This is a genomic window from Natrinema gelatinilyticum, assembly GCF_024266705.1.
GTDB classification, from domain to species: domain Archaea; phylum Halobacteriota; class Halobacteria; order Halobacteriales; family Natrialbaceae; genus Natrinema; species Natrinema gelatinilyticum.
Genome location: NZ_CP100756.1, coordinates 127,760 through 150,030 on the forward strand (window position 1 = coordinate 127,760; position 22,271 = coordinate 150,030).

Here is a 22,271-nt window from a genome sequence, read left to right on the forward strand (position 1 = left end):
TTCGCCTCTCTCGAATTGGACTGTCGATCCTGTGTTCACGTTTCACGAAACGGACTGTCGGTAACGTCGAACATCGACATTCGTCGCCCCGAAGACGGCGACCTGCTGATACGGACTACTGTACGTCATTGCCGGTGCGACCGCGACCGTCCTGCGGGTGCACCGGTACATCGGTACAGCAGACCGTATGAGTCGTTCCCTGCCCACCGACCGATAGAATACCGGCCAACCGGACACCCGATACAGAGATGCGAACCGACGGCCGGGGTCAGCAGTCCGGTTCCCGAACGCGTTCTCCGTCGGTCGTCTCCGGAAATATCTTCCCCGGGTTGAGCGTATCGGTTGGATCGAGCGCCCGCTTGATCGTCCGCATCGTCTCGACCGCGTCAGCGCCGTGTTCCGGCTCGAGGTACGTCTGTTTCCCCTGGCCGATACCGTGTTCGCCGGTTGCGGTCCCGCCACGCTCGAGCGCGAGTTCGACGACGGACCGATAGAGGCGCTCGCCGCGCTCGAGTTGCTCGGCGTCGCGTGGGTCGACGAGAACGCCGTAATGGAGATTGCCGTCACCGGCGTGGCCGAAACAGGGAACGAGCAAGTCGGCCTCGTCGGCCAACCGTTTGACCTCGTGGACGACGTCGGGATAGGCGCTTATCGGAACCGTCACGTCGCCGGGGTGGAGGGGCTCGAGGTCTGAATCGTAGCTGGAGACGGCGTAGGCCAGTTCTCGTCGGGCCTGCCAGAGGTCCGCCATCTCGGCGTCGTCGTCAGCCATCTCGAAGCGGGCGACATCGTGATCTTCGAAGATCGTCCGACAGAGATCGATCTCCGCATCGATACCGTGGTTGGCGTGGAACTCGAGAAAGACCATCGGCGCGTCGGGTAGATCGCTTCCGAGGTAGTCGTTCGCCATGGTCGCGCTCAGGCCGTCGACGAGTTCGATTCGGGCGACGTCGACTTCGGTCCTGATCGCATCGAAGACGGCCGCTGCGGCGTCATCGAGCGTCTCGAAGATCGCCCGCCCGCCGCGAATTTGCTGGGGCCGACCCGCGAGCGAGAGCGTCGCCTCGGTAACGACCGCGAGGGTCCCCTCGCTGCCGACGATGAGATCGGTCAGGTTGTACCCGCTCGAGGTCTTGATCGCCCGCGAGCCGGTCTCGATGACGGTTCCGTCGGCTAAAACGGCCTCGAGGCCGAGGACCCAGTCTGCGACCTCGCCGTAGCGTACGGTCTTCATGCCGCTTGCATCCGTCGCGATCATGCCTCCGATCGTCGAAATGTTACCCGACGACGGAAGCGGCGGAAAGAACAACCCGTCACCGGCGACGTATTCGTCGACGGCCGTACCGATGATTCCCGGTCCGACGTCGATCTGAAAGTCATCTGGTCGGTAGTCGACGACGTCGTCCATTCGTGTGAAATCGAGGCTGATCCCGCCGTGGGCCGGAACGGCGTTCCCCTCGAGCCCGGTTCCAGCAGCATACGGCGTCACGGGGATGCCGCGATCGGTCGCAGCGGCAAGCACGGCCGACACGTCGTCGGTCCGCTCCGGCCAGACGACGGCGTCCGGAAGATTCTCGCCGCCGTCGTTCCGTTCCGTGCCGAAGTCGGTCGCGTGCGATTCCCGCCGCTCGCGCGCGAACGAGAACTGATCGTCCGCAAGCGGGAGGTTCTCGAGGAACTCGCAGTCGTATGTCATACGGCCACGTTGGGCACGACCGGTATCAACGTTTCCCACCGATTCAACCCGCGAGAGCGCCACCAGTCGATCGAGCGTGGATACGGGAAGCCGGACACGAGACTCGAGATCACCCGGTATCACTGATGAGAACCGCAACCGTGTCCCCGTCGACGAGTCGAGATCGAAGGGAACCGTTCCGTTTTATGTGAGTGCGTGACCCGGTGCTTGATGATGCAACTGCGATACCCAACTCGAGCGCCGGTGCGGAGGGACGGACTGTGAACGCCGAACTGGACTTGCTGATTAGTCTCGGTGACTACGATCGTCCACAGGAGGTCGGCGACCGGGCGGTTCAGGCGGAAGAACTGGGTTTCGACCGGATTACGGTCGGCGAGACGACCGGGTGGAACATCGTTCCGCCGCTGACGCTGGCCGCTGACCGCACCGACGAACTCGGCATCTCGACCGACGTCGTCTCACCGTATGGTCGAACACCGGCGATGCTCGCTCAGACTGCGCTCACACTGCAGGCGGCCGCCGACGGCCGCTATCGGTTCGGCATCGGCCCGAGTTCGCCAGCCATCACGGAACGATGGCACGGGATGGACTTCGATCGTCCGCTACGCCGGACTCGAGAGGTGATCGAGATCATGCGCGCAGTCTACGAGGAAGGGAACCCCGCTTACGAGGGCGAAATTTTCGACATTCCGGGGCTCGGCTATGAACGTGGACCGACCGAGAACCCGCCGCCGATCGACGTCGGCACGCTCGGTCCGAAAGCCACCGAGATGGCCGGTCGATTCGGCGACGGCTGGACACCGCAGATGTTCACCGCCGACGGTCTCAGGGACCGACTCGAAGATCTGGAACGCGGGGCAAACCTCGCCGACAAGGATCTCTCGGACCTCCGAGTGGCCCCGATCGTCCGTGTGATTGCGGGGGAAGACCGCGAAGAAGTGCGCGAGAAGGCTCGTAGCTCGATTGCGTTCATGCTGGGTGCGTACGGCCCCTACTACGGGAATTCGGTCGCGAAACAGGGACACGAAGACGTCGTCGAAGACATCCGTGCGGCCTGGGACGACCGCGACACTGACGCGATGGCAGCGGCGTTGCCCGACGAGGTTCTCGACGACCTCGCTCCCGCAGGCACCCCGGACGAGGTCCGCGAGTGGATCACATCCTACAGCAAAATCGATAGCCTCGATGCTGTTCGAGTCGGCTTCGTCAACGGTATGTCCGAAGACGAAAAGCGAGTGACGATGGAAGCAGTCGCCGACCTCGTCTAACGGCTGCGTTCGGTCCATTACGGTACCGGGGTCGGTGTGACCCACCGAGTGGGGCGTCGCAATACGACACCGCGAGTGAGTGTTCCGATCGGACTCACACTTCTTTTAAATACTGGTCGGGACCTAACGGGGACATGATTCCATTCCTCCGTTCACCTGACAGTCACACCGCACTCGGGGACACCCGCGGTGACGACGTCGATTCGGCAGTCGATCTCCTTTCGAATCGACGACGTCGTGCGGTCTTACTGTCTCTCGATTCGACTGGCGGCTCGGCCACCATTTCGGAGTTGGCTGCGGAGATCGCCGCACAAGAATTCTCTAGCGATCCGAACGTGATTTCGGACCACAGGCAGGTTTCCACGCAGAACCGCCGCGCCGTCCAGATCACGTTACACCACACTCACGTGCCGAAATTGGCCTCCGAAGGCGCGGTCGAATACGACACCGCGACGAAGACGGTCTTGCTGACCGATCGCGGACGGACACTCCTCTCTCGACACGACGCCGTTTCCGGTTCGCCACAGCGCGACTAGATCACAGACACGGTCAGCGTCGCTCCGCTGACGGTACCTTCGAGACCTCGAACGCTACGGTTCGAGGACCACTTTCCCGAAGAAACTGTCCGCCATGACGGCACGGTGCGCGTCGGCGGCCTCCTCGAGATCGTACGTCCGATCGACGGCGATCGAGAGTGCGTCGGTGTGCATCAGGTGTGCGACTCCTCGCAGCGGAACACGAATATCCGGCGTGTTAAACATGCTCATGAACTGGTAGGAGACGTCTTTCGATCGAGCCGGACCGTCGTTCGTAAAGCCGGGGTCGGGAGCGTTCTCGCCGATACCGACAACGCGGCCGTTCGGCGCAGCGACCTCCGCATCGAACTGCAGGTATTCGTCGAGCCGGTGGTCCAGCACGACGTCGACCCCACCCTCCGACGCCTCGAGAACGGCGTCCGCCAGATCATCGCGGCTATAGTCCAGCATCGTTTCGGCCCCGTAGTTATCCAGGGCGTCGTGGTACGCATCGGCTGCGGTTGTGATCACCCGTGCGCTCACGGCGGCCGCCACCTGGACGGCTGCGTGGCCCACACCGCCGGAGCCGCCGTGGATCAGGCAGTACTCGGCCGGATCGAGGCCCGCGTGGTCGATCAGGGCGCGCCAGGCAGTGACGGTGACGACGCCTGCGGCGCCCGCCTCGGTCACGTCTACGCCGTCGGGAAGGTGAACCACGCGATCGGTCGGGACCGTCGCGTACTCCGCAGCAGAGCCCTGGAAACTGCCGTTGCCGATCCCGGTACCGTACACGCGGTCACCCTCGTCGAACCCCTCGACGGCTGCGCCCGTTTCGCTGACGACGCCTGAAAAGTCGACGCCGGGCGAAAACGGAATGTCGACCGGCGTATACGATCCGTCCCGAAAATAGGTATCCACGGGGTTGACGCCCGCAGCGGCGATTTCGACCAGGAGCTCCGTCTCGCCGGGCTCTGGTCGGTCGATTTCGTCGACCTGAAGCACGTCCGCATTTCCGTGTTCGTGAAGGCGTACAGCTCGCATGACGATAGAGACCACGTGACCGGACGCCAAAAGGATGTAACTTCCTCCCACCCTACTCGCTCACCGCTGACGCGGTTCGTTCCTCGAAGGGGCATCCTGCTCCCATGACGTTGATTCTGAAACAGCCCGTCCTTGTTTTTTCGAGTTCACGGGAACGAAGGTTCCACGACGCATTCACGTCCCTATCGGCCACGAAGAGCCTGAACAGGAATGCTCGCGAATCCACGGCGGTTCGTCCGATTCGCTTCTGACCGTGACGGTCTTGCTATAGTGATTAGCAGAGATACTCATAGATTTGCGGTGAGTTGAGTGCTGGCAGAGCCATTGAGAGATATTCGTTGACGTCATCGAGTGTTCGAAAGAGGTGGTTGGCTCGGCCCTCACGGAGCTGTCGCCAACAGTTTTCGAGCGGGTTCATTTCCGGCGAATGCGCCGGCAAGAATTCCAGAAGCAGGCCGTCTGCGGCGGCCTGCTTCTTCAGCGTCTTCGCGATGAAGTAGCTCGCATTGTCCAAGACAATGGCGAGCTTCTTGCCGAACTCGTGCTGTATCGCCCGAAGAAAGTGCTTTGCGATTTCAGCGTTGAACCGATTCGACGTCAGAGCAACAAAGCGCTCACGGTCGTCGGTGACTGCTCCGAGCATGTTCACCTTCTCACGAGCGCCCGAGACCGGCAGTCTCGGGCGCGAATTCACCGGGAACCAATCGGGTTTTTGCTCGGTTGCGACTTTCTGCGTGTGTTGGTCGATGGCGACGATTCGATACCCTTCAGCCTTCAGCGTCGGCCACTTTTTTTGAACTCCGCACGCCAGCGTCGCTGTTCTTCTGGGTCAGCCTGGTAGTGAATCGGCCGGGCTGTCTGGACCGACAGCCCGGCCTTTTTCATCAGGCGGTACATGTGCGCGAGAGAATACTTAACGCCGAAGTTCTCGGCGATGTATTCACGGACGAGGGATGGTCTCCAGGCTGGTGCGTCGATGCCAGCTTCTGACGGCGGCGCCTGAAGCGTCGCCGTCAGTTCGTCCCACTGGTCGTCGGTAAGGCGAGGACGGCTCCCGCCACGAGGGAGGTCGCCGAGCGCGACGCCCTCGCGCTCGGCGACAGTGTCGATCCAGTCGTAAACGGTCTGTGCGGGGATCCCAAGGAGACGTTCGATCTCGTATGGAGAAGAGCCATCGGCGTAGAGCAGTGCAACGGTCAGACGTTTGACTGCCTTTGGATCAGTTTCCGTGCGCAGTTGCTGGCGCAACTGCTCCTCATCGACATCAGCCAGCTTCTTTCCCCATCCGGTCATACCCGTCTCTACGCACCGTGAAGATATGAACCAGAGTGCTGATCCCTATAGTAGCGTCGTCGGGGTCGGAAGGACGGACGACTTTCACGTCTGTACCACGCCAGCATTTGAGGATGGTGACGGGACGCTGTTCCCGAACGGTTCGACTTCACCGTCGAGAACTTCTTCGCCCTCGATTTCAAAGTGTCTCTCCATACTATGCTCTATTCTTCAACTGCATTTAATATAATTAACGACGAGTATCGAAATTTCCGAACGACACCGAGACACTGGTCTATTCAGCCTGTAGCGCACGTACGAAACGATACGGATACTGGTTTCGACGTCACTCGTCCGGTTCCTCGATCAATCTTGCGATAGTCACGAGTACATCGAACTTCGGGGGTGTCCCCTGGATCTGCACGGTCCCCTCGTCGGGATGATACTGGATGAATTCGACCTCAGCGGACTTCGGAAGGTGAGTGTGTTTCAAATCGACTGCGATTCTCTCGTATCTGTCATCCGGACCGTCCCGTTCCGGACCGTCTTCCCACTCCTCGATTTTCTCGACGAGTTCGTCAATTCTGACTGGACCCTGCTGTTCGTAGAGGTAATACAATACGTACCGTCGTCGTTCGTCTTTGAGTAGTTCGAATATCGAACCCAGGGTAACCATAAACCGATCTCGACCAGCGAGAACTTAGCAATTATGACCGCAACGGTGCAATCCACACAGTCTTGATCCAGCCACTTGCGGTGTTTTCCGCCCGCAATACGTCGATAGAAAACCGTCGTCTCGGTCGAAAACCCGTTATCGAACGTTACCGGACCGCTCGCGTCGCGTCGTCGATGATTTCGAGTGCCTGCTTCAAGTCCTCCGTTCCGGTCGCATACGACAATCGCGCGTACCCCTCACCGTTCGCGCCGAACGCGTCGCCTGGGACGACGATGACTCCCCGGTCGAGCACCTCGTCACACCATCCTTCGGGCACGTTCGGCATCGCGTAGAAGGCCCCTTCTGGGGTCGGTACCTCGAGACCGGCATCCGTGAGGCCGTCGATGACGAGGTCCCTGCGTCGTTCGAACGTGTCGACCATCTCCCGCACCGTCTCCTGCGGTCCAGTCAGCGCGGCCTCGGCGGCGTACTGGGCGGGCGCGGAGGCGCAAGCCTGGCCGTATTGCTGGACGCGGAGCATGCGCTCGATCCGGCGGTTGGAGGCGACGACCCAACCGAGTCGCCAACCGGTCATCGAGTAGGTCTTCGAACAGGCGCTGATAACGACCACGTTGTCCGTCTCGGCGAAATCGAACGGCGAGTGATGGCGTCCCTCGAAGAGGATGTGCTCGTAGACCTCATCGGAGAGACAGAGGACGTCGTGTTCGTCGGCGATGCGAGCGAACTCGCGCATATCCGCCTCGCTCTGGACGGCCCCGGTCGGGTTCGCAGGGCTGTTGACGACGAACGCCGCCGTGTCGTCCGTAATCGCCCCCTCGACCGTCGCAGGGTCGAGCGTCAGGTCCTCGCGCAGCGGGACCGGCTTTGGCGTGCCGTCGGCGATACGGGTCAGCGCGTCGTACGAGACGAAGCCCGGATCCGGAAAGATCACTTCCTCTCCCGGATTGACGTGGGTCTCGAGCGCGAGGTGTAAGGCCCCGCTACCGCCCGACGTGGCGATGACGTCCGCCGGGTCGATATCGTAGCCGTAATCCCGGTCGTACTTCGCGGCGATCGCCTCACGTAACTGGAGCGTTCCCTTGTTCGATGTGTAAGCGTCGGCCATTCCGGATTCGATCGCCTCGATGGCACCGCGGCGCGCGTGGTCCGGCGTCGGGAAGTCGGGCTGTCCGAGCCCGAGATTGATTGCGTCTTCGCCCGCGGCTTCGAAGACCTTCCGAATGCCGCTGATCGACACGTGTTCGACTCGATCTGCAAACCCAGTCATGGCTAAACCGCTGGTGCCGACCCCGATAACTCTTGATGTGTTCGTCGACGCGTTCGGCCGGCAGATCGTTACGAGAAACGAACGGTCTTGACTGCGGAGGGAAGTGAAGTACCACGGGCGCGGTGGCCCGTGGCTTCGCCGTGGTCTCTGGCACGAGGCCAGCGCAACGACCGGGAGCGACTGTAATTTCGCCCTCGCTCGTCCCCACGGGGACTCGCGTGGAACCAGTAACACCCGAATACACCGCGTCTGCCACCGCAACAGAGGATGTCTGTTGCCACCGTGGCGGGATATCTCGGGTTCGTCCCCGGTAATAAGCCGCTCACGTTTCACGCCGACCGCGTCTCACCGACCGACCAGGCGCTCTCAGAGACCGGGTCCGGGGAGCAATCTGTCAAAGAGGACGTCATCGAGCGGTCCGGTGGAGTCGCCGGGACTGAGCGTGACTTCGAAGCCTCGTTCTGGCGCTCAATCTATACGAAACGCGTCGAGTACAGGGGCCAAGAACGCGAAGGGGCCGCCTTCGCTGCCGTCTCGATCCCGGAAATGGAAGTCGTCGGCCAATCGCTCAACCCCCTCGACGGAACGTCGAACAAGGAACTGCTCGACCGGTTCACGAATCAGGTCCAGACCGACCAGGGCGCGATCAACGACGTCACACATCAGGAGTCGTTCGACCTCGAGATTCTCGGCGCCGCTCGCACAGTCGACAGCTTCATCGGTGACTCCGTGCTCGAAGGAGAGCCCATCGAAATCGAAAGTACCGTAACTTCGTTCAGTCACGACGGAGACATGCTGGTACTTCTCGGCCTTCTCCCGAAGATGCTCACCGAAGAGTCAGCGACCGTCGAGGTATTGATGGAATCTGCGGAGCATCCGCTCGGCAGTTGAGGGTCACGCTCGGTGTGTGCTCGACCCGGTGCTCGTTCTTCGAACCGACGTCCGTCCGAACCGTCTCCCCATCGTTACGACAGTCACGGTACCTGTCTCCGTCTCGAGCCGACAGTCGTCCCACCCGACGGCCACTCGAGAGGCGAGGACGCGAGTCCCGAAGGCAGTGTGGACTCGTAGCTAATTCGTGCCACGATTGTACTCCCCTAGCGACGTCCCTCCGAACCCGAAACGACGAACCGATGAACGTACCGTCCAAGAGGACTAGTAAAACTCGCGGACGAGGTCCATCGCACCGTCGGGGGCACCGTCCGGAATGTCGGACATGTCCTCGGTGACGCCGTGTTGTTCGTGATACGGCACCGAGTTCTCGTCCTGGTACATGATGCCCTGATATTCCTTCTCGCTGTCGAGGATGACCTTCTTCGCGGCTTCGTAATCGTTCGGATCGTGGTCTTCTTCCTGCAGGTCGACGAGGCTGTCGCGGAAGTAGTCGTACGTGTCGACGTCGTTGAACGTGACGCAGGGACTGAAGACGTTGACGAAGCCGAAGCCATCGTGTTCGATCGCTTCCTGGACGATTTCTTCGTGACGCAACGCGTCCGAAGCGAACGACTGGGCGATGAACGACGCACCCGAAGCGAGCGCGAGCGCGAGCGGATTGACCGGCGGCTGCTTCGGTCCCTCCGGCGTCGTCGAGGTTTCGAAGTCCGACCGCGAGGTCGGTGAGGCCTGCCCCTTCGTCAGGCCGTAGATTCGGTTGTCCATGACCACGTAGGACATGTCGACGTTACGGCGTACAGCGTGGACGAAGTGACCGGCACCGATCGAGTACCCGTCACCGTCACCGCCGGCGACCATAACCTCGAGATCGGGACGGGCCATTTTGACGCCGGTCCCGACCGGGAGCGCACGGCCGTGGACCCCGTGGAGGGCGTAGCTGTGCATGTAGGTCCCGATCTTGCCGGAACAACCGATTCCGGCCACGACGAACGTATTGTCTGGGTCGTTGCCGGTGTTCGCGAGTGCTTTCATCATGCCGTTCATCGTCCCGAAGTCGCCGCATCCGGGACACCACGTCGGCTGCTTGTCGGATTTGAAGTCGGTAAAGCGTACGTCGGAGCTCATTATGCTGGCACCTCCTCGGAGAGTTTACTGGTAATTGCGTCGGCGAGTTCGTCCGCTTTGAAGCGAACGCCCGTATACTTGTTGATGCGTTTCACGCGGGTAAGTACGTCGTGTTCGATCACATCGGCGAACTGACCGGTCGCGTTACACTCGACCACGATCGTGTCCGCCGCGGCGTCGATTTCCTCGCTCAAGTCCGGCCGTGGGAAGAGGTACGGAACCGAGATGACGCGCACGTCGATGCCGTCGTCCTCGAGGTACTCGAGCGCCTCGACGAGTGCACCTTCGTTCGACCCCCACGAGATGACGAGGTTGTCGGCGGACGGGTCGCCGAACTCGCGGTAGTCCCACGACTCCTCGTTCCGTGCGGTCTCGACTTTTCGGTTGCGCTTGTCGACCTGTTGTACGCGTTCGTCTTCCTCTTCGGTTCGGCGCCCGAGTTCGTCGTGCTCGAGGCCAGTCGACATGTGCGCGCCGTCGGTCGTGCCGGGAATCGCTCGCGGGCTGATTCCGTCTTCTGTGATGGCGTGTGCGCGGAAGCGACCCTGTGCGTCGAGCCAGTCGTCGACGTCGTCCTCGTCGACGAGTTTGCCGCGGTCGATCTCGACGTCGTCCATGTCGAACGTCTCCGGCGAGAATGTTTGCTCGGTGACTGCGAGTGCGAGGTCGGCAACGAGGTAGACCGGCGTCTGGTACTTTTCGGCGTAGTTGAACGCTTCGACGGTCTTCCAGAAGCACTCCGAGATGGTTGTCGGGGCGACGACGAATCGCGGAACCTCGCCGTGGCCACCGTAGAGAGTCATATTGAGATCGCCCTGTTCCTGTTTGGTGGGCATGCCAGTCGAGGGACCGGAGCGCATGACGTCGACGATGACGAGCGGCGTTTCGCTGGTTGCGATTAATCCGAACGTTTCGGTCATGAGGTCGATTCCCGGACCGGACGTCGCGGTCATCGATCGCGCGCCCGCACGGGCCGCTCCGAGCGCCATGTTGATCGCCGACAACTCGTCTTCGGCCTGAACCACGTGGCCGCCGTAGTCCTCGATACGACCGGTCAAGTACTCCATCACGTTCGTCGCAGGCGTAATCGGATACCCAGCGTAGAACCGACAGCCAGCGGCGAGCGCACCCATGCCGATCGCCTCGTCTCCGTTGAGCAGGACGTAATCGTTGTCGGTCGTCTCGACGTCGTAGCCGAGGTGGTCGAGATCGTAGTTTTCCTGCACGTACTCCTGACCGAGCCGTGCAGCTTCCTTGTTGTTCTCGACGATCTTCGAGCCCTTTCCGCCGAAGCGCTTTTCGAGCGCTTCGTCGAGGTATTCGACGTCGAAGCCGGTGATCTCACACGCAGCACCGAGTGCGACGATGTTGCGCATGATCGCGCCACCGGCGTCTTCGGCCAGTGTCTTCAGCGGAACGTCGACGGGCGTCATTTCGTCCGGTATTTCGGCTTCCCACGAGCGTTCGCCGTCGTAAATGATGGCGCTCCCGTCGTGAAGTTCGTCGAGATTCTCGTCGATCGTCCGCTGGGTGAGTGCGACCAAAATGTCGAGTCGATCGACCACGCTCTGAACGCGGTCGACCGATGTTCGAATCTTGTAGGCAGTGTAGCCGCCGCGGATTCGCGACGCGAAGTCCTTCGACGTGAACACATGCCGTCCGGCTCGGGACAGTGCCTGAGCGAAGATTTTTCCGGTCGAATCGATACCGTCGCCGGCCTCGCCCCCGATCGCCCAGTTGAGATCCTCAGCCATGTTATCCTGAGCCTTGCCCCCCATAAATGAAAAGGCTTCTGAAACCCTAACCGGTCAACCCAAACGGTGGGATATCTGGTCACCAGGAGTGAAGAGTTCTGAGTAATCGTTATGGATTTCGATCTGACGGTACCCGAGGTAAAAAAAGGCCCCGTTCGGACGTGTTTCGACCTCACTTTCGCGATTTCTCGCGACAACCTACCTCCGCCGATTGCACGTTACGACCGAGTCGCATACAACCGGAGACGGAACAGAATGTCTTTTCAACCGGCCGCCAAACGGATTCGACATGAAGGGCACGCCAGTCACCGTGACATCAGTCACCGACGTCGGTTCCGACACCATCGCGATCGAACTCGAAACGCCCGATGGGTTCGACGCCTTGCCGGGCCAGTTCGTGTTGCTCCGAGCAGCGCCCGAAGACGAGGAAGTCGCCCGCCACTACACGCTCTCGTCACCGACCGTGGACGAAACCTTCGAACTCACGGTCGGCATCGACCCTAACGGGGATCTCTCGCCGTGGCTCGCCGACCGCGAGAGCGGCCAAACCATTCACGTCGAAGGCCCGTTCGGCCGGATCACGTACGACGGAACGAGCGACGCCGTCGCGGTCGCAGGCGGGCCCGGCGTCGGCGCAGCGGTCGCGATTGCCGAAGCCGCCTTGGACGCGTCCCACGACGCAGTCGTTATCTATCAGGCTGCTGAACCGGCTCACGCCGATCGTCTCGAGGCGCTCGAGCGAGCTGGCGCAACGGTCGTCTTCGTCGACGATGGTGCGGACGAGGAACTGGCAGCCGCAGTTGCGTCCCACCGAGAGGCGGGTCAGCTCTACGCGTTCGGCTTCGAAGACTTCGTCACGGCCGTCGCCGAGGCTATCGAGGACGCCGGCGGCGACCCCGACGACGCTCAGATCGAGAACTTCGGCTAACGAACCCCGTCGTCGGGACTATCGAAGACGAGGGCGGCGACCCCGACGACGCTTTCGTTCCGGAGATTCGCGCCCTCGCTATCGTCTCGATCGAAACCACGGATTTCGTGTTCGGACGTGGCGTCCCGGCCCAAGGTGTATATATCTTATCGTCGTCGAACCAGATATGCGACGGCGCGACGTACTCGCCGTTCCGGCAGGCGCAATGTGTGGAGTAGCCGGCTGCACCGGTTCGGCGTTCGAACGCCACAAGGCGCGCGATACACGCAATTCGAGGACCGTTGATTCGACCTCCCCGAGAGATTCGAGTGACGACACTGACGCGAATGGTCTCGAATCCGATTCCAGAGAGACGATCGTGATCGGCGAGTCCGACGACGTTGTGTTTTCGGACGCGCACCCGCCCCACGAACTTGCTTTCCGGAACGAGAGCGGTACCGAACTGCCGGTTTCGGTCGAAATCACCACTGACAGCGGCGAGGTCCGTTTCGAACGCGACCTCGATATCCCGGCAACGAGAACGCTCCATGTACTCATCGTCGAACCCGGATCGTACACCGTTACCGTCACCGCGAACACTCCGAGCAGTGGCGAGTCGAAGGCAACCATCGGAATCGACCGATGCCCCTTCGATTGTACGGAGTCTCGCACGACCGTCGTCCTCAGTGAAAACGGCATCCAGACGCAGACGTCGTCGCGATCGATCACGTGTCCCGAGCCACAGATTGGAGAAACGTCGATCGAACTCCTCGAGCAAGGGTGTGCGACCCGGGGCGACGTCGACGGTGCCACGGTCGAATTCGCGAACGAAACCGTGACCGTAACCGGACGGATCACGACGTCGACGCCGTGTTCAGAACCGTCGCTTGCCAAGGCTGCCTACGACGACCGTCACGACGCTCTCACGGTAACCATCGGCCGCGGTGAGCAGTCGGGCAGCGGGTGTATCGACTGCATCGGCATCGTCGACTACAGGGCTCAAATCGATCTCGAAGGGCGCTATCCCGGCCGCGTCGACGTGTACCACGAAACGCACGACTCGAATCGGCTGGTTGGGGCGGCGGAGTCGGAATCGGAGTGACTGCTCGGTCGGGAGCTCAGTGCTCGACGAGTTCCATCAGGAACCCGCCAGTGTCTGCGGGATGGAGGAAGGCGACCGTGTGGCCCCACGCACCTGGGCGTGGTTCCTCGTCGATCAACCGCACGTCGTGATCGCGCGCCGTCTCGAGGGCAGCCTCGATGTCGTCGGTTGCGAGCGCCAGGTGGTGGATGCCCGAGCCGTTCGCTTCGACGTAGCTTGCGATCGTCCCGTCGTCGGTGAGTGGTTCGATCAGTTCGAAGTAGCCGCCGCTCCCACAGTCGAGAAAGACGATGTACATGTCGTCGAATTCCTCTTCGTGTGCGACCTCGAGGCCGAAAAGGTCGCCGTACAGTTCCGCACACTGCTCCGCGTCATTCGTCGCCATTCCCGCGTGATCGAAGTGCATCGGTATCTCCTCTTCGCGGCGCCCGTGTTACTGTTGTGATTTTTCGCCGGAATTCGATCGCACTCGAATGCGAGGGGGCGGAAACCCCATTCGACCACCGCCGCTTGCACGGCGCTCAGACGAATGGAACGAGCGTGGCCGTCAGTTCACCCCACTCGTGTCGAACTGGATCGGCCGTCAACTCAACCTCAGCCGACCGGCCAGCTCGTCGGACAGCCCACCGCCGAACTCGAACACCTCGTGCATCTCCCCGTCCGAGAGTTCGAAATCGAAGATATCGGCGTTCGACTCGATGTGTCTCCGTCGCGCGGCTTTCGGAATCACCGCCACATACGGTTGCTGAACGAGCCACCGCAGGGTCACCTGCGCAGCCGACTTGTCGTACGGTTCGCCGATCGCTGCCAGCTGGTCGTCTCCGATGACGCTTCCCACCGCGAGCGGACTGTACGCCGTCAGAAGAATCTCGTTTTCGATGCAGTACCGAAGGAGGTCTCGAGGCTGATGATACGGATGGTACTTCACCTGGTTCGTGACGATCGGCGTCTCCGAGTGCGCCATCGCCTCCTCGAGACCGTCGACGCCGAAGTTGCTGATGCCGATGTGCTCGACGAGCCCCTCGTGCTGGAGGCGGTTCATCGCGTCGATCGTCTCCTCGAGTGGCGCCGCGTCGCTCGGTCCGTGCAACAACAGGAGATCCACCGTCTGGAGGCCGAGTCGCTCGAGGCTCGCCCGCGTCGACTCGTGGACGGCCGATCGAGCGGCGTTGCTGGGATGGACTTTCGTCACGACGAACACGTCATCGCGGTCGACCTCGCTCTCAGCGATCGCCCGCCCGACGGCCCGTTCGTTGTCGTACATCTGGGCGGTGTCGACGTGGCGGTATCCGAGCGATAGCGCGACCTCGACAGCACGTCGACAGTCATCGCCCGTCATACGCGCCGTGCCGAGTCCGAGCGCCGGCACCGTTGCTCCCTGCGCGATAACCGTCCCAGTAGTCGTGTCCGTACTCACGACAGGGGGTTCGATACCGACTGTAATGAAAGTCGACCCGGCGACCGTCGATCCGAACCGAGATCGCGATCGGGCTCGAGCCGTCGTTCGCACAAAGGTCGGTGATCGGAGGGGGGCGGCGGGATGCCTATCACGGACGGTCCGACCCGACGTCGACTCGAGCGATCGTTACGAGTCGTCGGTCGCGTTGCCGTCCGATTCGTTGTCGCCCGTCGCGTTCCCATCGGTCGTTTCGTTCCCGTCAGCGGTCTCGTTCGTGGCCGTTTCGTTTCCGTTGGCGGTCTCGTTCCCGCCGGCGCCCCCGTTACCGTCCGCGGGCATGGCGAGCGAATCGCCCTCTCCGGGCGGGACGATCTGCATGACGACGCCGGTCTCTCCTTCGGGGACGCCGCGCCTGTTCGCGAGGACGTAGACGTTGCCGTCGTCGTCCTGACCGAACATGCGGACGAAATAGGGGAACGATCCGTCTTCGCTTCCCGCGACCTGAAGTTCCTCCATCTCCCAGAGCTCGTCTCGCGGGACGACCTGGTCTTGGCCGCCGGCATCGGTGCCGGCCGCTCCGTCGCTCGCCGTTTCGTTCCCGTCGGCGGTCTCGTTCGTGGCCGTTTCGTTCCCGTCAGCGGTCTCGTTCGTGGCCGTTTCGTTGCCTCCGTCGATCGACTCGTTCTGCGTGTCTTCGGTGGCGTTCTCCGGCGTGCCTTCAGTGTCGGGGTTGGCACCTTCGGTCTGGGTATCGACGTCTTCTCCAGCCGTCGGTCCACCCACACCGTCTTCGGGCTCGGTCGCTGCGAGGAGCCGCCCCTGCGGCGATTGTCGGGCCGGATCGGACGTCCAGTCGCCGAAAATGTATTTGTCCTGCAGGCCCTCTACTTGCTCGGCCTCGTAGACGTGGCCCCCCACGATCACGATGCCGACCATCTGCTCCTGATAGACGTGCGGGTACTCGACGATCGGGTCCTGAAGCTCCTGGCCGTCGTAAGGCGGCTCGTCGGGAGCCGTGTCCGGGCAGTCCTCCGGCGGCTGACTGGGGCTATCCGTACTGAAGCAATGGGTTCCCTCCGTGACGTTCCAGCCGTAGTTGCCGCCTGATTCGACGATGTTTGCTTCCTCGTAGAGATCCTGACCAGCGTCGGCGACGAACAACCGGTCGTCGCTGTCGAACGAGATTCCAAACGGGTTCCGGAAGCCCCACGCGTAGTGTTCGTCGAGTCCCTCCTCCGCGTCGACCAGCGGGTTGTCGTCCGGGATGCCGTACGGTCGCTCCCCGTCCTCGCCGTCGTCCCCGTCTCCTGACGCCCCGCCGTCGACGTCAATGCGGAGAACGCTTCCGAGCAGGTTCTCGCTGACGTCCTGGCCGTTCCCGCCGGCGTTGCCGTCGTACCAGTCGTCGACGTGTCCTTCCATGTCGTCGTTCGCGCCGCCGCCGTCGCCCATCGGCACGTACAGGTACCCCTCAGGTCCGAACGCCATCGGTCCGCCATCGTGATTGTATTGGGGTTTCTGGAATTCCATGAGGACCCGTTCGGACTCCGGATCGACACTGCTCATATCGTCGCTGGCCCGGAATTCGGAGACGACCTCGACGTGACTCCAGCCGTCCGGCGTCTCGTCGTTCGGCGGCGCGCTGTAGTGGACGAATACGCGGCCGTTGTCGGCGAATTCGGGGTGGAAATCGATTCCGAGCAGGCCCCGCTCGTCGTAGTCCTGATTCTGGTCCGCGTAGCTCCCTTCGAACGTGCCGAGTTCGACCATTCGATCGCTCACGTCGAGAAACGGCTCGTCCTGTAGCCCCTCGTCGGTGACGATCCGAACCTGGCCGGTCTGGTCCGTGACGAAGTACCGATTCTCGTCCTCGTTCGCGACCGCGAAGTCCGTCGGCGCCGCCATCCCCTCGGCGATCGTCTGCACGCCGATTTCCGTTCCCTGCTGGAAGAACGGCTGCGCCTCACCGTCGCCGGTCTCCTGTTGTCCTCCGCGACTGCCGCCGACCGAAATTTCGCCCCGCATCGTCGCCGAATGCGGCTCGCAGAAGTACTCTGCCATCTCGCTCGAGGCCTCGAACTCGAGCGTCTGCGTCTCTCCCTGTTCGCTCATAAGTTCGGTCCGCTCGAGTTCCTCGCCGTCGCCGTCTACGATGACGAAGTTGTGCGCCAGTCCGTCCAGGTTTTCCCACGTGAGTTCGTACGTGGTTCCCTCCTCGAGTTCTAGAGTCGGGTTCGTCTGGTCCGCGATCGATTCGGGGGCGACTCCCTGCCAGCCGCTCGTCTGGCCGCCGAGTTCGATCGTCTGGGTCTCCTGTGCGAGTGCGAAGGGACCGACACCGGCGATCCCACCGACGGCGGCTGCCGCTTGTAAGACTCGCCGACGAGACGGCTGCGAGTACTCCGACGACTCCGATACTGGGACCGATCGCTCGTCTGAGTTGTCGCTCATTGTGATCTCGCACTGCCACCGTGGTTCGATTTGTGGATAAACGAACCCGACTGTTTCCCCGAATTCCCATCTCAACAGAAAATTAGATTTGACTCGGCGGCAGGAACGAGTGTAAAACTGTATTACTCGGGTTCAGGCGATGACGGTACTCGATACTGATACGATTCTGACGCGGTGTTGAAACAGAGATGAAGCGAGGATAATTCAAAGTTGACACAAAGATAGTGCGAAGGTAATTCGGTATTGATGTAAAGTTGATATGAAGCCGGCTCGATGCTGCTTCGGCGTTCAGACCGCGCTGCCGGGCTGGTACTCGCCGAACTCGTCGCGCATAACGTTACAGATCTCGCCGACTGTCGCGTAGGCCTTCACCGCGTCGATGATGTACGGCATCAGGTTCTGGTCGCTCTGCGTCGCATCGCGAAGCGCTTCGAGAGCCGCATCGACAGCCTCGTCGTCGCGGTCCCCGCGAACGCTCTCGAGATGATCGATCTGGCGCTGCTGGTCTTCCTCCGTAATCTCCTGGATGTCCATTTCGGGTTCTTCGTCGACCTCGAACTCGTTGACGCCGACGATAATACGATCTTTCTCCTCGATTTCCTTCTGGCGGCCGAAGGCCGTGTCCTGGATCTGGCGCTGAACCCACTGTTGCTCGACCGCCTCGAGCATGCCGCCACGCTCTTCGACGTCCTCGAGGATCTCGTAGGCGTCTTCTTCCACCTCGTCGGTCAGCGATTCGACGTAGTAGCTGCCCGCCAGGGGGTCGATGGTGTCGGCCGCGCCGGACTCGTGGGCGAGAATCTGCTGGGTTCGCAGGGCGGTTCGAACGGATTCCTGGGTCGGCAGGGCCAGCGCTTCGTCCTTACCGTTGGTGTGAAGGCTCTGGGTACCCCCGAGAACGGCCGCGAGCGCCTGGTAGGCGACGCGGACGACGTTGTTCTCGATCTGCTGGGCGGTCAGCATCGAACCGGCGGTCTGGGTATGGAATTTGAGCTGCTTCGATTTCGGGTCGTCGGGATCGAAGCGCTCCTCGACGATGTCGTGCCACATCCGGCGAGCGGCGCGGAACTTCGCGACCTCCTCGAAGATGTTGTTGTGGCCGTTGAAGAAGAAAGAGAGCTGCGGCGCAAACTCGTCTACGTCCAGCCCGGCTTCGATCGCCGTCTCGACGTACTCGATACCGTTACCCAGCGTGAAGGCGAGTTCCTGAGCGGCCGTCGACCCGGCTTCGCGAATGTGATAGCCCGAAATCGAGATGGTGTTGAACTTCGGCGTTTCGGCGGCACAGAACTCGAAGATGTCCGTGATGATCCGCATCGACGGCTCCGGCGGATAGATGTACGTGTTGCGCGCGACGTATTCTTTGAGCAGATCGTTCTGGATGGTCCCTCGCAGTTCTTCGCGGTCGACGCCTTGCTGGTCACCGACCGAGATATACATCGCGAGCAGCACCGACGCTGGCGCGTTGATCGTCATCGACGTCGAGACCTCGTCGAGTGGAATACCGTCGAAGACGGTCTCCATGTCCGAAAGGGAGTCGATCGCGACACCCGCCTTGCCGATCTCGCCGGCAGCCATCTCTGCATCGGAGTCGTAGCCCATCTGCGTCGGCAGATCGAACGCCATCGAGAGGCCGGTCTGGCCCTGATCGAGCAGATAGTGGTACCGCTCGTTGGTGTCCTTCGGCGTCGAGAACCCTGCGTACTGGCGCATCGTCCACAATCGACCGCGGTAGCCCGTGGAGTACACCCCGCGCGTGTACGGCGGCTCGCCTGGATTTCCCAGGTCGGATTCGTAGTCGAGACCGCCGACGTCCGCAGGCGTATAGAGCCGATCGACCTCTTGACCGCCCGTATCAGTCGTAAACATTTCCTTGCGCTCGCCGAACCGCTCGAGGACGGGTTCGACTTCCGTCTCGTGCCACTCGTCCTTGCTGGCACGAATCTCCTCGAGTTCGTCGGGGTCGAACATTATGGATACCGTTGACGGGATGGGGCTTGAACTTTGATGAACACGGCGGCGCTCCGAGCTCGGGTTCCCACTCGAACGACAGACCGGTCCGGACGGCTTCGATCAGAGCCGGGCACGGTTTCGTCCGGAGTCGACCCACTTTCGCTCGAGACCATCTCATACGGACTACTGTCAGTCATTGCCGGTGCAACCGCAGGACGGTCGCGGTTGCACCGGTACATCGGTACAGCAGACCGTATCACACACTGTCGTTCAGATCGTGTCGCTCGGCCATTCGGGACGCTTCCTCGGCGTAGCGCTCCCGGGTCTCTGGGTCACCGACGGTGCCGACGTCAGCAGGCGAAACGAGAAGGCTGGCGCGGGTTTCTCGAGCCGGTCCGGAAAAACTCGTCAGCGCTCGCTCGCGACGGTGGTATCGCCGGCCGTCCTCGGTTGCGTAAACGAGGATGATGAGGTTGAGTTCGTCGTCCGAGTAGGTTCGTTCGACGAGCCACACCCGAATCTCGTCATCGACACCGGACTCGCTCTCGTCGCCGTCGGATTGACGCTCGTCACCGTCTGCATCGGTCTTCTCACCGGACAAGCCGTGCTCGGTACCGTCTGCTTCGCTCTCGTCAGCGTCGGTTCTGCTCGCCTTCATCGAATCGAAGCTGTTTTCGTTCATGAATGTCGTGTGAATCACCACAACCGCTTATCCCTCGAGTCGTCGTTTCGTCTGGCATGGGAACGGAGCCGTCAGTTCGGGCCGACGACGGGGCCGACTATCGCCGCGCCGCCCGTTACGTCGCGCCATTTTTCGTCATCGGACTGGTCAACCTCGTTATACTTCTCAGGTGGGGACTGGATCCCCTCTGGGCATTTGCCATCCTGCCACCGATGCTATTTCTCTCCGGTATCGCATGGGTCGCGTTCGGTCACGGCTTCCACGAGCGACCCGGCAGATCAGACTCGAGCAGGTGACTATCGGCCCGTGTCATATTTGTATGTGGCCGAATCGGGATCGATCCCGAAGTCCTCGGCCGATTCCTCTGACCCGCCTTCCTCGCGTCCCTCCGGGGCCCGCTTAAACGCGTCTCGGAGCCGTTTCGGCATCCGAAACTCGGCGACGTCGATCGAGAGCGGCACCGCGTCCGGGTCGGAGCCGTCGCGTTTGGCCGAGAGACGGTCCTGCAAGATCGTCGGGAGGGCGGACTCCTCGATCCGCTGGAACCTGAACTGGGCGAGGTATGCGCCTTCCCCGGTCAGGGCGTAGACGGTGTCGAACCCCTCGTCACCGGCGTATTCTACGAGACGCTCGACGACGTGTGCCCCTACGCCCTGCTTGCGCCAGCCCTCGAGAACGCCGATGCTGGTCAGTTCGCAAACGTCTTCGGCGGACTCCTCGTTGGGCTTGTGGACGCGGATGCGGCCGAACCCAGCCTTCTCGCCCGATTCCTCGTCGACCGCGATGACGTAGTCGCGCGAGCGGAACGCCGTTTCGTCAAGTGCCATCGACTCGATGTGATCCAGCAACCAGACCTCCTCTCTGTTTTTCGCGTCCCGGACGTACATGACTCGATGTAGGGGATGTGCGGCCAAAAGCGTTTGTGGGTTGGCAGTATCCCACGACGAGGCTGGCTGACCTCGGGCGATGGAGTGCACCGGGCAGACCTAACTGAATACCGCACGCGTTTCTCGCCTCGAAACTGTCACGAACTACATGAACTGGAGTCTGCTCACGTCCCTCGAGACACCGACCGTTGACCGCACCCACGCGGTCGTCTGCCACCGATGAGTGGTCGAGGAGAGCGACGAAAATCGAGCGACGAGACTACCCAGTGGTCGTCCAGGATCGATTGGCTGCCGGTTCGGCGGTTTCTGGACCGGGTACCCCTTTCACTGACGATGCGTTCGTTCCGCGACCCACGCCGATTGCGGCCGTCAGGCGCTCGATCGTGTGACTTTACGTTCGGTCCGCCGATGATCGAGACGAGGTGTGACGTCCGCCCACCGGCGGATCAGGGTCGAGAAGCCAGCCGTTCGACGCGCTCGTCCGTCGGGGGATGGGTTGCGAGAAGTCGATTCAACGTATCCTCCTCGGTGTGAACGTACAACGTCGCGAGCAAGCCCTGGTGGGACACCGAAGCACGTTCGATGGTCCTGAGCGCTCGCGCAAGCGCCATCGGCTTTCCAGTGACTGTCACCGCGCGGTCGTCGGCGGCGTACTCTCGGCGACGCGAGTGTGCGCGGACGACGAGCGTCAGCGCCAGCAATGCGATCAGCACTCCACCCTCGATGAAGCCAAGCAGTCGGCCGAACAGCGTCCGCGACCACGACCGTGGGGTTCCGCGAACCCACGCGACCGCTCGAGCGATGCCTGCAATCGCCACGAGCCAGGGGACGAGGACGAGGAAGACGAGTCCAGCGGCCGTCCGAAAGACGCTGTATGCGAGCGTCTGGACGAACGCGTCGTGACTCTCGAGGTGGGCGAATTCGTGGGCGACTAGCGCCTCCAGTTCGTCGAGCGACAGTAGCCGAAAGAGCGAGCGGTCGAGGACGATGACTCCGTTTCGTGCGCTTCCCAGCGCGAATGCGTTGGGCGTCGGCAGTCGTGCAATCAGGACCGTGGGAGAATCGACGTCCATTCGGGACTCGAGACGATCGACCCGACGGTAGAACGCGGGCGCCTGGGACCGCGGTAGTTCGACCGCCTCCAGCCTCGAAAGGAGTTGTTTTGTCCCGAACCGGTAGCTCAACACGCCGCCGACGATGGCGACGGTGAGGATCAAAAGCAGCGTCGCACCCGGACTGGGTGCAGAATCGCGGAGTATCGAAAGCGCCCAGTAGCTGACGGTCGCGAGGGCCAGATACCACAGCAGCAGGAACAAACCGACCAGCGCCATCAGGGGTCGGGTTCCGATTCGACGGTCGGGCATCGTTCTCGAATCGAACTA

General features: G+C 61.9%; 21 protein-coding genes and 1 pseudogene. 6 read left to right on the forward strand and 16 right to left on the reverse strand.

What is annotated here, in order from left to right; all coding sequences use genetic code 11:
* Positions 1 to 268 precede the first annotated feature (268 nt).
* Positions 269 to 1,696 carry an FAD-binding oxidoreductase gene (locus tag NJU76_RS00620; protein ID WP_254530885.1) on the reverse strand — a complete coding sequence of 476 codons (1,428 nt, stop codon included), beginning with the start codon at positions 1,694 to 1,696 and terminating at the stop codon, positions 269 to 271.
* A gap of 260 nt (positions 1,697 to 1,956) precedes the next feature.
* Between NJU76_RS00620 and NJU76_RS00625 the strand changes: the two genes are divergently transcribed.
* Both NJU76_RS00625 and NJU76_RS00630 read left to right on the forward strand, forming a co-directional pair.
* On the forward strand, positions 1,957 to 2,964 hold the full coding sequence (locus tag NJU76_RS00625; protein ID WP_254530886.1) for a TIGR04024 family LLM class F420-dependent oxidoreductase: 1,008 nt from the start codon (positions 1,957 to 1,959) through the stop codon (positions 2,962 to 2,964).
* Positions 2,965 to 3,098: 134 nt separating this feature from the next.
* The gene (locus NJU76_RS00630) at positions 3,099 to 3,500 is read left to right on the forward strand and encodes a DUF7344 domain-containing protein (RefSeq protein ID WP_254530887.1); all 402 of its coding nucleotides are present in this window, start codon (positions 3,099 to 3,101) and stop codon (positions 3,498 to 3,500) included.
* Positions 3,501 to 3,554: 54 nt separating this feature from the next.
* On the opposite strand, the gene NJU76_RS00635 is transcribed toward NJU76_RS00630, so the two are convergent.
* The 6 genes and pseudogenes from NJU76_RS00635 to NJU76_RS00655 form a co-directional block, all read right to left on the reverse strand.
* Positions 3,555 to 4,520 (reverse strand): NADPH:quinone reductase, encoded by a 966-nt coding sequence (locus NJU76_RS00635; RefSeq protein ID WP_254530888.1) that lies wholly within the window; start codon positions 4,518 to 4,520, stop codon positions 3,555 to 3,557.
* A gap of 274 nt (positions 4,521 to 4,794) precedes the next feature.
* Positions 4,795 to 5,331 carry an IS630 family transposase gene (locus tag NJU76_RS00640; protein WP_340681236.1) on the reverse strand — a complete coding sequence of 179 codons (537 nt, stop codon included), beginning with the start codon at positions 5,329 to 5,331 and terminating at the stop codon, positions 4,795 to 4,797.
* A complete protein-coding gene (locus tag NJU76_RS00645) occupies positions 5,295 to 5,813 on the reverse strand; it encodes an IS630 family transposase (RefSeq protein WP_254530415.1) in 519 nt (172 codons plus the stop codon). The genes NJU76_RS00640 and NJU76_RS00645 overlap by 37 nt, the downstream gene beginning before the upstream one ends.
* 55 nt (positions 5,814 to 5,868) lie before the next feature.
* Positions 5,869 to 6,008: pseudogene (locus NJU76_RS26830) on the reverse strand (DUF2080 family transposase-associated protein); the annotation flags it as partial.
* Positions 6,009 to 6,138: 130 nt separating this feature from the next.
* Positions 6,139 to 6,468 (reverse strand): DUF7344 domain-containing protein, encoded by a 330-nt coding sequence (locus NJU76_RS00650; RefSeq protein WP_254530889.1) that lies wholly within the window; start codon positions 6,466 to 6,468, stop codon positions 6,139 to 6,141.
* 145 nt (positions 6,469 to 6,613) lie between these two features.
* Positions 6,614 to 7,735: a pyridoxal phosphate-dependent aminotransferase gene (locus NJU76_RS00655; protein WP_254530890.1), complete on the reverse strand. Its 1,122-nt coding sequence runs from the start codon at positions 7,733 to 7,735 to the stop codon at positions 6,614 to 6,616.
* 267 nt (positions 7,736 to 8,002) lie between these two features.
* Between NJU76_RS00655 and NJU76_RS00660 the strand changes: the two genes are divergently transcribed.
* Entirely contained in the window at positions 8,003 to 8,626 is a 624-nt protein-coding gene (locus NJU76_RS00660) for a DUF6517 family protein (protein ID WP_254530891.1), read from the forward strand.
* Positions 8,627 to 8,890: 264 nt separating this feature from the next.
* On the opposite strand, the gene NJU76_RS00665 is transcribed toward NJU76_RS00660, so the two are convergent.
* Positions 8,891 to 9,754 (reverse strand): 2-oxoacid:ferredoxin oxidoreductase subunit beta, encoded by an 864-nt coding sequence (locus NJU76_RS00665; protein WP_254530892.1) that lies wholly within the window; start codon positions 9,752 to 9,754, stop codon positions 8,891 to 8,893.
* Entirely contained in the window at positions 9,754 to 11,508 is a 1,755-nt protein-coding gene (locus tag NJU76_RS00670; RefSeq protein WP_254530893.1) for a 2-oxoacid:acceptor oxidoreductase subunit alpha, read from the reverse strand. The genes NJU76_RS00665 and NJU76_RS00670 overlap by 1 nt, the downstream gene beginning before the upstream one ends.
* 289 nt (positions 11,509 to 11,797) lie before the next feature.
* On the opposite strand from NJU76_RS00670, the gene NJU76_RS00675 reads away from it, so the two are divergent.
* Positions 11,798 to 12,436 carry a ferredoxin--NADP reductase gene (locus NJU76_RS00675; RefSeq protein ID WP_254530894.1) on the forward strand — a complete coding sequence of 213 codons (639 nt, stop codon included), beginning with the start codon at positions 11,798 to 11,800 and terminating at the stop codon, positions 12,434 to 12,436.
* A 166-nt stretch (positions 12,437 to 12,602) separates the two neighbouring features.
* Positions 12,603 to 13,517, forward strand: coding sequence for a hypothetical protein (locus NJU76_RS00680; RefSeq protein WP_254530895.1), 915 nt, complete (start codon positions 12,603 to 12,605; stop codon positions 13,515 to 13,517).
* A gap of 16 nt (positions 13,518 to 13,533) precedes the next feature.
* Here NJU76_RS00680 and mce read toward each other — a convergent pair whose 3' ends face one another.
* From mce to NJU76_RS00705, 5 genes are all read right to left on the reverse strand, one after another.
* Positions 13,534 to 13,923, reverse strand: a complete 390-nt coding sequence (gene mce, locus NJU76_RS00685; protein WP_254530896.1) for a methylmalonyl-CoA epimerase — start codon at positions 13,921 to 13,923, stop codon at positions 13,534 to 13,536.
* A gap of 177 nt (positions 13,924 to 14,100) precedes the next feature.
* Entirely contained in the window at positions 14,101 to 14,934 is an 834-nt protein-coding gene (locus NJU76_RS00690; protein WP_254530897.1) for an aldo/keto reductase, read from the reverse strand.
* A gap of 168 nt (positions 14,935 to 15,102) precedes the next feature.
* Positions 15,103 to 17,367, reverse strand: coding sequence for a PQQ-dependent sugar dehydrogenase (locus tag NJU76_RS00695; protein ID WP_254530898.1), 2,265 nt, complete (start codon positions 17,365 to 17,367; stop codon positions 15,103 to 15,105).
* 288 nt (positions 17,368 to 17,655) lie between these two features.
* Positions 17,656 to 19,338 carry an acyl-CoA mutase large subunit family protein gene (locus NJU76_RS00700; RefSeq protein WP_254530899.1) on the reverse strand — a complete coding sequence of 561 codons (1,683 nt, stop codon included), beginning with the start codon at positions 19,336 to 19,338 and terminating at the stop codon, positions 17,656 to 17,658.
* A 238-nt stretch (positions 19,339 to 19,576) separates the two neighbouring features.
* Positions 19,577 to 20,002 (reverse strand): DUF7967 family protein, encoded by a 426-nt coding sequence (locus NJU76_RS00705; RefSeq protein ID WP_254530900.1) that lies wholly within the window; start codon positions 20,000 to 20,002, stop codon positions 19,577 to 19,579.
* 56 nt (positions 20,003 to 20,058) lie between these two features.
* Between NJU76_RS00705 and NJU76_RS00710 the strand changes: the two genes are divergently transcribed.
* On the forward strand, positions 20,059 to 20,298 hold the full coding sequence (locus NJU76_RS00710) for a DUF8142 family protein (RefSeq protein WP_254530901.1): 240 nt from the start codon (positions 20,059 to 20,061) through the stop codon (positions 20,296 to 20,298).
* Here the strand turns inward: NJU76_RS00710 and NJU76_RS00715 are convergent, their stop codons facing one another.
* Together NJU76_RS00715 and NJU76_RS00720 are read right to left on the reverse strand one after the other, a co-directional pair.
* Entirely contained in the window at positions 20,299 to 20,889 is a 591-nt protein-coding gene (locus tag NJU76_RS00715; RefSeq protein ID WP_254530902.1) for a GNAT family N-acetyltransferase, read from the reverse strand.
* Between the two features lie 446 nt (positions 20,890 to 21,335).
* Complete coding sequence (locus NJU76_RS00720) at positions 21,336 to 22,220, reverse strand: M48 family metallopeptidase (protein ID WP_254532522.1); 885 nt, start codon at positions 22,218 to 22,220, stop codon at positions 21,336 to 21,338.
* Positions 22,221 to 22,271 lie beyond the last annotated feature (51 nt).

Excerpts from the sequence above, each read along its gene's own strand:
- NJU76_RS00710 (WP_254530901.1), top strand. The coding sequence starts at position 20,059 with ATGGGAACGGAGCCGTCAGTTCGGGCCGACGACGGGGCCGACTATCGC.
- NJU76_RS00665 (WP_254530892.1), bottom strand. The coding sequence starts at position 9,754 with ATGAGCTCCGACGTACGCTTTACCGACTTCAAATCCGACAAGCAGCCG.
- NJU76_RS00655 (WP_254530890.1), bottom strand. The coding sequence starts at position 7,735 with ATGACTGGGTTTGCAGATCGAGTCGAACACGTGTCGATCAGCGGCATT.
- NJU76_RS00695 (WP_254530898.1), bottom strand. The coding sequence starts at position 17,367 with ATGAGCGACAACTCAGACGAGCGATCGGTCCCAGTATCGGAGTCGTCG.
- NJU76_RS00670 (WP_254530893.1), bottom strand. The coding sequence starts at position 11,508 with ATGGCTGAGGATCTCAACTGGGCGATCGGGGGCGAGGCCGGCGACGGT.
- NJU76_RS00620 (WP_254530885.1), bottom strand. The coding sequence starts at position 1,696 with ATGACATACGACTGCGAGTTCCTCGAGAACCTCCCGCTTGCGGACGAT.
- NJU76_RS00650 (WP_254530889.1), bottom strand. The coding sequence starts at position 6,468 with ATGGTTACCCTGGGTTCGATATTCGAACTACTCAAAGACGAACGACGA.
- NJU76_RS00630 (WP_254530887.1), top strand. The coding sequence starts at position 3,099 with ATGATTCCATTCCTCCGTTCACCTGACAGTCACACCGCACTCGGGGAC.
- NJU76_RS00635 (WP_254530888.1), bottom strand. The coding sequence starts at position 4,520 with ATGCGAGCTGTACGCCTTCACGAACACGGAAATGCGGACGTGCTTCAG.
- NJU76_RS00715 (WP_254530902.1), bottom strand. The coding sequence starts at position 20,889 with ATGTACGTCCGGGACGCGAAAAACAGAGAGGAGGTCTGGTTGCTGGAT.
- NJU76_RS00645 (WP_254530415.1), bottom strand. The coding sequence starts at position 5,813 with ATGACCGGATGGGGAAAGAAGCTGGCTGATGTCGATGAGGAGCAGTTG.
- NJU76_RS00720 (WP_254532522.1), bottom strand. The coding sequence starts at position 22,220 with ATGGCGCTGGTCGGTTTGTTCCTGCTGCTGTGGTATCTGGCCCTCGCG.
- NJU76_RS00680 (WP_254530895.1), top strand. The coding sequence starts at position 12,603 with ATGCGACGGCGCGACGTACTCGCCGTTCCGGCAGGCGCAATGTGTGGA.
- NJU76_RS00660 (WP_254530891.1), top strand. The coding sequence starts at position 8,003 with ATGTCTGTTGCCACCGTGGCGGGATATCTCGGGTTCGTCCCCGGTAAT.
- NJU76_RS00705 (WP_254530900.1), bottom strand. The coding sequence starts at position 20,002 with ATGAACGAAAACAGCTTCGATTCGATGAAGGCGAGCAGAACCGACGCT.
- NJU76_RS00675 (WP_254530894.1), top strand. The coding sequence starts at position 11,798 with ATGAAGGGCACGCCAGTCACCGTGACATCAGTCACCGACGTCGGTTCC.
- NJU76_RS00700 (WP_254530899.1), bottom strand. The coding sequence starts at position 19,338 with ATGTTCGACCCCGACGAACTCGAGGAGATTCGTGCCAGCAAGGACGAG.
- mce (WP_254530896.1), bottom strand. The coding sequence starts at position 13,923 with ATGCACTTCGATCACGCGGGAATGGCGACGAATGACGCGGAGCAGTGT.